This window comes from Paracoccus denitrificans (genome assembly GCF_900100045.1).
Lineage (GTDB): Bacteria > Pseudomonadota > Alphaproteobacteria > Rhodobacterales > Rhodobacteraceae > Paracoccus > Paracoccus denitrificans.
Genome location: NZ_FNEA01000043.1, coordinates 17,637 through 28,633, shown reverse-complemented (window position 1 = coordinate 28,633; position 10,997 = coordinate 17,637). Strand labels below are relative to the sequence as shown.

6 protein-coding genes and 1 pseudogene are annotated in these 10,997 nt (G+C 60.6%); 1 reads left to right on the top strand and 6 read right to left on the bottom strand.

What is annotated here, in order from left to right:
* Window positions 1-82: pseudogene (locus tag BLT64_RS26625) on the top strand (IS5/IS1182 family transposase); the annotation flags it as partial.
* A 458-nt stretch (window positions 83-540) separates the two neighbouring features.
* Here BLT64_RS26625 and BLT64_RS23545 read toward each other — a convergent pair.
* The 6 genes from BLT64_RS23545 to BLT64_RS23520 are packed head-to-tail and all read right to left on the bottom strand — an operon-like array spanning window position 541 to window position 10,734.
* Window positions 541-2,358, bottom strand: coding sequence for an AIPR family protein (locus BLT64_RS23545; protein ID WP_232290455.1), 1,818 nt, complete (start codon window positions 2,356-2,358; stop codon window positions 541-543).
* On the bottom strand, window positions 2,345-3,349 hold the full coding sequence (locus BLT64_RS23540) for a PD-(D/E)XK motif protein (protein ID WP_011748376.1): 1,005 nt from the start codon (window positions 3,347-3,349) through the stop codon (window positions 2,345-2,347). Before BLT64_RS23540 ends, BLT64_RS23545 begins: the two co-directional genes overlap by 14 nt.
* Window positions 3,333-6,200 carry a Z1 domain-containing protein gene (locus BLT64_RS23535; protein WP_011748375.1) on the bottom strand — a complete coding sequence of 956 codons (2,868 nt, stop codon included), beginning with the start codon at window positions 6,198-6,200 and terminating at the stop codon, window positions 3,333-3,335. The genes BLT64_RS23540 and BLT64_RS23535 overlap by 17 nt, the downstream gene beginning before the upstream one ends.
* Entirely contained in the window at window positions 6,197-7,663 is a 1,467-nt protein-coding gene (locus BLT64_RS23530; RefSeq protein ID WP_232290454.1) for an ATP-binding protein, read from the bottom strand. Before BLT64_RS23530 ends, BLT64_RS23535 begins: the two co-directional genes overlap by 4 nt.
* Before the next feature lie 40 nt (window positions 7,664-7,703).
* The gene (locus tag BLT64_RS23525) at window positions 7,704-9,890 is read right to left on the bottom strand and encodes a sigma-70 family RNA polymerase sigma factor (RefSeq protein WP_011748373.1); all 2,187 of its coding nucleotides are present in this window, start codon (window positions 9,888-9,890) and stop codon (window positions 7,704-7,706) included.
* On the bottom strand, window positions 9,874-10,734 hold the full coding sequence (locus BLT64_RS23520; protein WP_041530233.1) for a BrxR family helix-turn-helix transcriptional regulator: 861 nt from the start codon (window positions 10,732-10,734) through the stop codon (window positions 9,874-9,876). Before BLT64_RS23520 ends, BLT64_RS23525 begins: the two co-directional genes overlap by 17 nt.
* Between the last annotated feature and the right edge of the window lie 263 nt (window positions 10,735-10,997).

The following is a 10,997-nucleotide window of genomic DNA, read 5'->3' as shown; positions in this document are numbered from 1 at the left end:
CGTGGCAACCCGATACGACAGATGCCCGAAGGTCTTCCTCTCGGCCATCGCGCTCGCGGCAACCGTCATTTATTGGTTATGAATCCTGACCCTAGCTCGTCACGGGTCCAATCCGGATTTCGGTGTCGACCCTGCTCTACAAGAAACTCACGAACCTTGCGGAACAGATCTTCATCGCTGTTCCGTATCCACTGTTCGTGAACTGCGCGGTCTCGTTCGCTGAGCTCTGACCCTCGCTTCTGACCATCCGACCAGCCCTTTCGACCATTGTCAAAAAGGGAGTCAAAGATGTCGCGCGTATTCCTGAGCGTATGGCGAAACTGCTGTTGAGAGCGACCATCCGAAAGCGCGTCAAAGAACAGGTCGTACGCACCATTCCAACTATCGACGCCCAGTGAGGTAGGCGGCCTCGGCACCTTGCCATCGGAAAAGTCTGTGCAACGCGAAAGAAAGTACCCAACTAGGATCATGTCGTCGGATCGTTTCCGTGTCTCGCCGATGTCTCGAACTTTTGCCATTTCTGTGCTGACCAAATGATCTCTATTGCTTGATTTCAGGAATGGACAAGGAATGAGGCGAGTAGTCCGCCGCTCTGACTTTAGCCCACGTGTCCGCACGCTTCGCCACTTCCGAAATCTGCTGGCCCGGGGCAATCCTGTTGAACTCGGCGTTCACGACCACGGCCCAGTCCCAGAGCAGGTCGCGCAGACCGCCAGAAATACCCTGTCGCATCCAGATCTGCTCGAGGTCCAGCCTGTCGCCGAGTCGATCCGCGACCACCGACACAACGTAGGTTGCGATGTTCACCCATCCTTGGCGGAACACCTCTTTCGCCTCCTTCGTCTTGATCATGCTCTCGATCGCCTTGAACAGAATGACCTTGGCGATCATCGCCCGATACCAACGGGCATCGAGCGGGCTCGGGACAATGGTCGGATCATCATCGAGTGCAGCCATGAAGGCCGCGAAGTTCTTCTCGCCAGCCATGGCGACCTGGTTCGGCTTGCCGCGCCACGCTTCATGGTACTTCGCGATGTCGTTCTTGGTCAGCTTGCGTTTCGGCGGGACCATCTCTTTCAGGTTCCGCCTCTTCGCGGGCGTGGTGCCTTCCCTCAGCAGCATGACGTTGTAGGCGCCAGCTGCACGCTCGTAGAACCATCGCGTTGCACCGTCAGGGCACCAGGTGTCGTTCGCGAGTTTCTCAAGCTCTCGATGGAACGGGCGGTTCGCCGACAAGTCGGACATTTTCACCGCGTTCTGACTGTTCGCATACCGTGACACGTTGCTGATTAGTCTCTCGCGCGCTTCGTCCTGCGATCCCTTGAGGATGATGATCTTGGCCGGGACCATGACATGACTGAGATCGATCGTGCGATCATCGCGGGATGAGAAGTAGATGGTCGAGGTCGTCTGGCCGCCGTTCACGATCTGCAGACCCTTCAGGAAGGACAGGCCCAGATTCCCGTCCTCGGTCCGCTCGAAGGCCGCTTCGTCGCAGACAAGCACGAGGCCATTGTTGAAGGCGAGGAAGTGCTCCGGTTCCTTTCGCAGCGTTTCGACGATGCCCTTGTTGACCGCGCGCTTGTTCCCCAGAAAGGTGCGAATATTGGCTTCGAGCAGCGTCGTCCCGTAGCGCAGATAGAGATCCCGAATGAGCTGCCCGGGAATGGCAGTTAGGGCATACTCGTAGTCAGCGTCAGGGTCTGGGACATGTACGCAGGGAAGCGCCCGACCAATCGACTGGACGAAACTTACGGCCAGTTCGTCTCGCGGTTTGCCCTCGGTGTGGCGGAACAGCCTCTCCATATCCATGGCCTCGACGGCCACCATCTTCTGGTGAACCTCTTTGTTCGAGAACCGCTTGGTCTTGGTCTTGCCATCCGTGATCACGAATACACGAAGTCGGTCGATGTCGCCCCAGCGAGAACGAATGGTCGCAACCAGATCCCTGACCGGATGCGTCGGATCGATCCTTGCATCGAGGTTGCCGCTTGCCGCTCGAAACAGAAAGCGAACGCCTTCGCTTGCGGTTGCGGTGGCATCCGAGTCCCTGAGATCGTTCAGTTCTTCGGTCCCGAAATAGTGGGTCACGAAGAGGTCGAGAGCCGTTTCATCAGAGCTGAGCGCATAGCCCGTAATGCGGAGTTTCGCGTTGCCGACCTTGCCGCTCCAGTGGCAAACGGTTGGTGCCTCGCAGATCCCGGTTTCTGCGACATGCTCCATGACCATTTCCGCAAAAACGAGCTCATCCGAAGGAAATGGGCCTTCGCCGGCTTCTACGCGCTCGGCGATGATGGTCTGCAGATCGGAACGAAAGTTGCGGTGAAAATCATTTAGGCTCATATCAATCCAGTCCAAATTCGTTGATCAACTCCGAAAGTCCGATCGAGGGAACTTCGAGCGCGTCGAGGTCGAGCACATAGGCGGCTGAGCGGATGGCAGCTGGAAGCGCAGCGCGCGTGAGACGCGGCATGTCACCTTCCACGCGGAACGCCCTTGCGTCCTTCAATGTCAGTGTGCGCCCGTAGAGCGCTGCATGCTCGTCGAGGTACCCCATCACCATGAGCAGTGCTTCGAACCCGCGTTGCACTCCGGCCAGTCCGAACCTCTCTCGGAGTTCAGTCACAAGACCGACGAGCGAGATCCCATCGGTATTCTCCTCGAAGCGAAAGGCGCACAGGAAGTTGGGTGCCCGGTCACCATCCAGCTGTTCGATGCTGTTGATCCGCGCGAGGAAGCTGCCGGTCCGGACCGTGCTCTTCACCTCTATCGCGCCACCCCGAACGTGGAAGTCCTGTGCAGCCCGCAACGGCCCCTGCCAGCAGTCGAGAGCACCAGCTCCGAGGGAGGTGTCCGTGAGCAGCCTGAGCATCCAGAGTTCGCCGAGCAGGCCGATCTGCGCATCGGCCGAAAGAGGACGGTGCGTTCGGGCCATGAAAGCCTGCCACTCCCTGACCCGTTCGAGGAAGGCCTCCATAACATCGCGGCTCGCGCTGTTGGCTGCAGTCTCCAGCGTTCTCAAGACATCCACGACCATTATGGCGAAGATGTCGGGTGAGCCCTCTGGCCGCCTCACGAGGGCGATCGCCGTCTTGCCCGCGAATACGGTTTGACCCTCGATGCAGGAGACGTCGAAACCCTTGCCTTCGGGCAGCCGCGCCGGATTGACCGGCCACGATCCGGGAAAGGAGACGATCAAGGCTTCCCGACCGAGCGGAAAGTGACAGCCTGCTTCAACCGATACGGCGCCCATCCCAGTGAGGTGGACAAATCGCCAGTCTTCCGCCGCTTCTTGGCGCGCGAGCGCTCGCCAGGCACGCGCAATTCCCTCTTCAGTCCACCCACTCATTGAGGCCTCCCCACAGTACGCTGTTGGCGATGTACCTCGAATTGGAGACCCTTCTCTCGGAGTTGCTTGACGGAAAACTGATTGCCCAGGCGACGACGGGATCGGCATCCTTTAGCTCTTCGACCTCGGCACCCTCGGGATCGAGCAGATAGAGCATCAGGAGACCACGCTCCCGGCGCGCCCGGACGCCTGCTTCGGCGTCTCCTTCCCCGAGAATGTGACGGATCTGCGGACCTCTCGGCTCTGACGGAGGCTCCTTGCCCTCGTTGCGATCGGTATCGTTGCGCCACGTTTTCTGGCTGAGGCCGAGCGCAGCCTTCCATTCTGCTTCCGTCAGATCGATGGCCTGATCGCGAGGCGAGATCAGGGTCTTGATAGAATAACGATCCGCATGTTCGGTCGTTCTCCTCCGCTTCAGCATGTTGACCGAAGAGCCGCCGACCTTACGGTACTTGTCGTCCGGGCCCGCGTCCTTTCCGATCAGCGCAACTGTCCAGCTCGTAAGCTCGCTATCCTTGTTCATCTCCTCGATGAAGTCCGCAATCAGCGGACTCATGATCCGGAAACTGGCAGGGTGGGTTCTGTAATCCCGCAGGAACGAGATGACGCTCAGGGCTGGCACATCTCGCCAAAGGTGACCGTTCCACTTCTGACCTTGTGGAACGAAATGCTGATCATTCAGATCCGTCGATGGACCGAGTGCGTTGATGAACCGATCCGTGGCCTTGAAGTTCGCCGTGATGTCGTCCTTGCGGTTGGGGAACACGATAGTCTGCAGAAGATCGCCCGAATAGGTCAGCTGCATCGCTCGAGCGTTTCTCATCTTGGCCCGAGAGGTCACCGTCAGCACCGAATGCGATTTCACACGCAGACCGAACTGTTTTGGCGTGGCGCCGGCCGCGACCATGTTGTCGAACTCCTGACGCAACTCTTCGGCGGCATCGGCGATATGGCCGAACCACTCCACCATTTCCTGCGACGTGTAGAGGCGGCAGACATCGAGGTAGCCGTCGCGGTAGCCGAACCAGCGCCCCATCTGCATGAGCGTGTCGTACATGCGCGCGGTCCGAAGGAAGTAGCTTGTGCAGAGACCCTCCAGCGTCAGACCGCGCGCCAGCTTGTCGCCACCGATGGCAATCACCTTGAGGCCGGTGCCATCATTTTCGGCGTAGTCGAGTGCGTCCTTGGCCGTGCCGTTTATCTCGCGGACGCGAATGTCGGACAGCACGTCGGGGAGGACGGCGCGAATGTCGGCCCACGAGAAGTCCTCCAGCGCTTCGCCTTCGACGAGGGCGGAACGGATACGCTGCATCCCTGGCAGAAAGGTTTCCTGATACTCCGTGCGCATTGACGCCTCGAGGTTGTCGAGCTCGATGCCGCGGGTGTAGCGGCCCTTCAGATCTCGCACGTACTCTGCGACCTGGTTGACGACAGCGTTCTGTACCGAAGTGAAGCGGGTAACGTGGATGAGCATCGAGGAGTGTTTGCTGCCCTGTCCACGCAGCTTCCTCACGGCACAGGCATAGACGAAGGAGCGGATCGCTTCTGCGAGCGAGTCCGGCACACGGTCCTCCCCCTGCCATCGCGGCCGGTAACCGTTCTTGTGTCGTGGCGGCATCCACGGCTGGAACTCATCGTCCGAAAGCGGGCGCACCAGAGGCAGGTCTTCCGGCGTGCTGGAAGCTGATCCGAAGACACGGCCCGGTCCGACATAATTCGATGGCGCCGCAAGGCTGGTGATGAAGGCTGCGGGGAAGAGGTCCGGTCCGTGCTCCTGAGTCTCCCCGCGGTCATGAATGAAGATGTTTGCAAAGGGTGTCGCCGTGTAACCGACATAGGCCTTCCGCGAGAAATGGTGGAGGATCGACCGGATCAACCTGTTGATCGTCTTGGGCTCGTGTTCGAGATCCGGGTTGCCGAACTCGTCCACGACATCTTCACCGGTGTCGACCGATCCGTGATCGGACTCGTCGTCGATCACCATGAGAGGCAGGTTGGTGACGAGTTTGCGACCCGTTTCGGGGTCGACGTGATTGGCCACTCGGTTGCGGATCCAGTGCAGCAGGCGCTCCAGCACCGTCTTGTTCTTCTTGACGACGAACAACCACGGTCGCTGTTCCGGGCTGATATTCATCTTCGCGGCAACGGCCGTGTTGAAGTCGCCCTTGTCGCTCCGATTCGTTGCAGCATTGGGACGGACCGACATGTCCTTGTCGATCAATCCGACCCCCACTGCTGGGAGCTCGTCAGCATCCGCGATGGTGGCAAAACCGAGAAACCCCTCGTCCAGGCGGATCTGGGTCTGTGCTCTGAGGTTGTTGTGCAGGCCGGCGAGCACGATGATGATCTTGTATCCAGCGTCGGCGGCCTTGCAGATCAGTCCGGTATAATTGCCTGTCTTCCCCGACTGAACGTGGCCGACGACCAGTCCGCGACGATCCCACGCGCCTTCCCGGGTCGGGTCCTCGAGCTGTGAGAGGACTTCGTCAGTGGCGACGTCGAGCGCGTCGAGGGCTGTCCAGGGGATTCGCGCTTCCATGTACTCCGAGTAGCGCTGCCAATAGGTCCAGCCCTTCTTTCTTTCTGCATCAAGCCAGGCAACATGGTCCTCACCGCTCGACAGGGTGGCGTTCTCGCCCACCGTGCGGCTTGACCGGCGGATCAGTTCGTCAACGAGCGCGTCCCGATCAACAAGGGCGAAATCGTCCTCCATCATGATCGACAGCTTGGTCAGCTCCTTCTCGATCATTTCCGGAGTGACAGGGCTCTGAGCGCGTTCCGCAGCAAGGCGGAGCATATTCTGGGCCATGGAAAGGATTGAATCGAAGGCCTTCTGGTTTGAAATCGTCATTGCGTGTCTTTCGCTTCAAGGGCTGCAACCAAGTCGAGGTGCCGGTCGAATGGGGGCGTACGACCGAGCCGCTCGCGCGCCTCGGTCGGGCTGAGCCCGCGGAACTTCACCAGTGCTTCAAACATCGAGGACAGGGTCTCCATCACCTCGTTCTCGGCCGCTCCGGTGAAACCAGTTCTCGGCGTCTCCTTGTCTTCCGCCGTATCCAGCCAGATACGCTGCACGGGCACTGTCTCTTCGATCAGCCTCAGAAGAGCGAGGATGTCGGGCTTGAGTGGGCCGGCGCGATCGAGGATCGAGGCGAGAAGATCATGGTCACGAGCGATCCGGTAAGACGTTCCTTGTGCCGAACGCCGCACTTGCCAGGCTTCGGCGACTGTGTTCGGGCGCGTGCCTGAGGCCGGGGTCACGTGTCCCCGGTGGGCGAAGACCCGCCGCGCCGTGTCGCGTGTTTCTGTTGCGAGACGATGAAGCTGGGATCGCAAGCGCACCGGGGGGCTGGCCGTCGATTTCAGGACATTGATCTTCCAATCGGCATCCGCGCTGTTCGGTATGTCGAGCCGGATACGAGCTAGCCTGTGAGCCTCATCGCGCGGCCATGGCTTGCCGCCATCGCCGAGGCCAAGCCAACCCCCAGCGAGAAGGAGACGCTTGTTGCGGTAGACGTAGAAGCCCTCCTGCTGCGTCCATCCTCCGGGCCCCGCCGCCGCTTCCTGCTCGGCAGGCTTGAGCATGTCGCGATGCGGAAGGACGTGGCATTGCACGGTCACACCGGTGGTGTGGAGGATCCGATACTCGGGGCTTTCGAGCGCCTTGCCGGGATGACCGATGAGGTACGGATCCCAAGGCTTCAATCCTCTGCCATTGAGCGACAGGCGCAGCATGGGCAGTTGGCCATCGATGAGGCGATGGAAGGTCATCGCAAGATGCGCCTCCACGCGATCCGCGAGCTCGATCATGTCGGTGGCCGCGAAGCCATCCGTCACGATACGGTCCAGTTTCTCCCAGAGTACGACGGTGCCGTGGGCCATCTGGTCCAGCGGCGCGAGCAGATGCTCTGATCCCGGCGACGGTCCCTCGAAGAGCGGCCAATCGGCCCCGGGTTCCTGACCGATGAGATCGAGGTCCCAACGCAGGCAGACGACCGGTCCACCTCCCTTCCGACTGGCGACGGTGAGGCGACGAGCCTGAGAGAAGCTGGCCGTCTTCAGGCCCAGCCCGAAGCGCCCGAGGTCGGTGGCGGCGCGTTCAGCTCTCGGATCGCGAGCGCCAAGGCGCATGCCGGCCTCCAGAGCCGCGTCGTCCATGCCGTCGCCGTCATCGACGATTCTTACCCAGCTCTCTGGACCGGCCCACTCAAGATGAACGGCGACATCGCGCGCGTTTGCGGCGATGGAATTGTCGACCAGATCGGCAAGTGCGGTGGGAGGCGCGTAGCCGAGTCCCCGAAGGGACTCGAGCATCGACCCGGCATGAGGAGGAGCATTTCTTACACCCATCCCGTCACAACCCCAGCAACTCTTGGAGCCGGCGCTTGCGGCCCGGATGGGAAAGACGATCGAGGCCTTTCGCTTCAATCTGACGAATGCGCTCGCGCGTCACGCCGTAGATCTGACCGATTTCCTCGAGGGTCATGTCGGAATCGCGCCCGATACCAAAGCGCATCCGGATCACATCAGCCTGACGTTCCGGCAGATCAGCCAGTGCGTCTGTCACGATCCTTTCGGTTTCTGCCTCGTCGAAGACATCCACTCCCGACGGCTCGGGCAGCAGGTCGTCCCAGTCGTCAAGGCTTTCGGGATATTCGGCTTCACGCGGGATGCTGCGGAACTGTGTGACCTCGTCGATTGTCCATTCGAGCTCTTTGGCGAGTTCGAGGTCGGAGACGGCACCACCGACCCGAACGTCCAGCCTCTCGAGGGCGCGATCGAGCTTGGTGATCTTCTCGTTCCGATGCACGGGGATGCGGATCGCCGCGCCTTCATCAGAACGCCATCGCGTAATGGCCTGTCGCATCCAGTAAGTGGCGTAGATGAGGAAGCGATAACCACGCTCGGGATCAAATCGCCTTGTGGAACGCTGCAGACCCATGAACGCGACCTGGAACACGTCCTCTGGATCCTCGCCTTCCTCCACATTCCGCGAGGCAAACCGCCGGACGTAAGGCAGATGCTCGCGGATTAGGTGCTCGGTGGCAGATTCGGAGAGCAGTAATTCTGCTTCCAGCTGACTGGCCTCTGCTTGACACGCTGGGAGCTGTTCGAGTGTGCGGACCAACTCTTTGTGGAACGCCAGCGAGAGATCCAATGCCTCGAGCGCAGCAAGCGCCTCTCTTCGTCGTTTGCCGTCCATCACCCGGCCAGTAGTGTGCCACGACCTCAGGGTGTCCGCGGCGGCCATTACTTCAGACGTCTCCGCATGGCCCGGGCGTGAAGGAATGATCGTTCTCAGGGAGACCGAGCCGGGGTCTCGCGAACCGTCGCGGATGCTCTCCATGACGTCCAAGATTGTTTCGACGGCGGTCTCGGAGGCTAGGATGCCCAGCTGGAGTTCCTGCTTGGCCCGCATCATGGGCTCCAGCAACTGCCGCTCTTCTGATTTGTCCATGACGAAGCGCTGTGTGCCGGGAAGCCGCGTCCGACGCGTAAGGGCTGCCTCTATCGCGTCAGCAAGGTCATCGGACGATGTGTCCGAGACGGCGTCCCAGAGGTCGGCATCATGGCCCGTCGCCTGAGTGAGATAGAAGCCCGCTGCTTCCAGGGTGCGTTGGAGATTGATTCGCAGTTCCTCGAGATCACCATTCCCTTCGCAATGGGCGACCAGGCGGTCGATATCGTCGAGGGAGCACCGACCCTTTGCCAGAATCTCCTCTGCCCAGGTGAAGCAGAGCTCCGGGTCGATCGACATCCGCGTGCCGGTCTGGACGACAGCGCGTTTGACCGATTGCCGGCCGCGGTTCCGGACTTTCAGGAAGTCGTTCTCTGCACCATGATCGGCCGTCACCGCGGCGCTGGAGCCGATGCCTTCTCCAGCAATCGGCGCAGCTGAAAGGTCGAGATCCCAATCCCCGTCCTCGTTATCCGAAACCACTGGTGACGAACTGATGAGCGCTACGAATGTCCCCGATGCCGTATCGCCCGCGTACTGATCGAAGAATTCCTCTGGTTCTGCCTCAGCTTCGAAAGTCAGCAGGTCATCAAGGTCGTCGGTCCTATCGGTTGGCTCCGTCTCCTGAGAAACGGCAACACGATGCTCCGGAACTCCATCGGGCCCGGTGACGACATCCTCGACCACAAGTGAAACCTCGCGCTCGCCGACCGTCTCCGTTTCCGTCTCCGGAGACCCCGCAACAAGCGAAGACAGAAGCTGCGCAGCGAGACCGTGACCTTCGGCAAATGCCACATCCGCAGGTGTCTGTCGGTCGTGGTTCAGTGCACCGGGGTCGGCACCCGACCGAATGAAGAGATCGCAGACGGCCAGATTGCCCATGCGCGCGGCAAGGTGGAGCGGCGTATCTCCCTTAGGGTCGGCCGCGTGGAGGCGGGAGGATGCCGCAAAATCGGCAAGCCGCTCGAGCTTCCCTTCGGCGATCAGCCGGATCTCGAAAGGGCCAAGAACATGGCTTTCCGGTTCGCTCGTCGCCTGGTCGCGACTGCCGAAGATGCGGGACAGTCTATCCATGATCTTCATGAATGACCTCCCTGTTGAGAAGTATGATCTGCTGGTCTTGTGGCTTCCTCGCGCCGGGATCAGTGTCGAGGCCGAGACGTCTCAGCGCGTAGTACAACAGGGCACGTCGGACCTTGATCTTCGCCTTGCCGCCACGCATCCCGTAGTCGAGCGCGATGACCTTGGCCTGGGTTTCGGAAAGGGCGGGGTGGGGCCCGATTTCCAGAGTGACCTCGGAATGCCAGTCGCGATCCTCGTCGGCTGACGCTTCGCTCTCATGCGATCCGCGGATCTCCAGCATCCGCGAGAGCAGGAAGTCCTTGAAGCAGTCATCGGTTAGGCAGAACGCCCGTGTGTGCCAGCGGAACCCGTCAAACGCGATGGCGTGAGGCGCGATCCAGCGCCATCGCGGCTCCGGGCTGGACAGGGACTGATACTTCACCTCGATCGCTTCAGAGCAGCGGATGGCACCGACTACCGAGCGAAGTGTCACTGGCTCTACGCCGCGAACCGGCGTCGGGGCGGATGCGTAGGGTGGCAGGTCAGGGATCCAGCAATCTTCGCGCTCCAGCACATCGTCGGCAACCAGGCGGAGCTGGGCGAGGTAATGCGCTGCGTCAGGTTGGCGAAACTTGCAGTCGAAGTCCGGGCCACGGACATAGGTGCGCGCGCTCTTGTCGTAGACCATGTTGTCCGGCGCCAGCGCGATGTAGCGGTTCAGGTCCGAGGAGGCCTGGTTCACCGAGACGCTGAACTGTTGCATCACATCAATGCGATTGACGTGCCCCTCCCAGAACAGGCGGAACTCGATGAACTCAAGTCGCTGTTCGACCCCCCAGCGAAGTTCCGCCTTGTCCCTGTCCACGTCGCGCTCCCGATCAGCCCTGCGCGCACGCGAACTGTGCGCGCCCAATTTCTGGGCTGCTCACACGCTATCGAAGCGGAAAGGTGCCAGCAATCAAAATTGTACCCGCCAAGAACGGAGAGAGTTCGGTGTTCGTTACACTCCCTCCGCCACTTTCAGATACAGAATCCGTCCAAGGGTCCCGATTGGGGCCTTTTTTCTTTTTGTTTCAAAGGGCGTTGGCAAGGTCATCCGCCCTGCAGAGACTGAGCGGTTGACGGAGA

Excerpts from the sequence above, each read along its gene's own strand:
- BLT64_RS23540 (WP_011748376.1), bottom strand. The coding sequence starts at position 3,349 with ATGAGTGGGTGGACTGAAGAGGGAATTGCGCGTGCCTGGCGAGCGCTC.
- BLT64_RS23535 (WP_011748375.1), bottom strand. The coding sequence starts at position 6,200 with ATGACGATTTCAAACCAGAAGGCCTTCGATTCAATCCTTTCCATGGCC.
- BLT64_RS23530 (WP_232290454.1), bottom strand. The coding sequence starts at position 7,663 with ATGCTCGAGTCCCTTCGGGGACTCGGCTACGCGCCTCCCACCGCACTT.
- BLT64_RS23525 (WP_011748373.1), bottom strand. The coding sequence starts at position 9,890 with ATGAAGATCATGGATAGACTGTCCCGCATCTTCGGCAGTCGCGACCAG.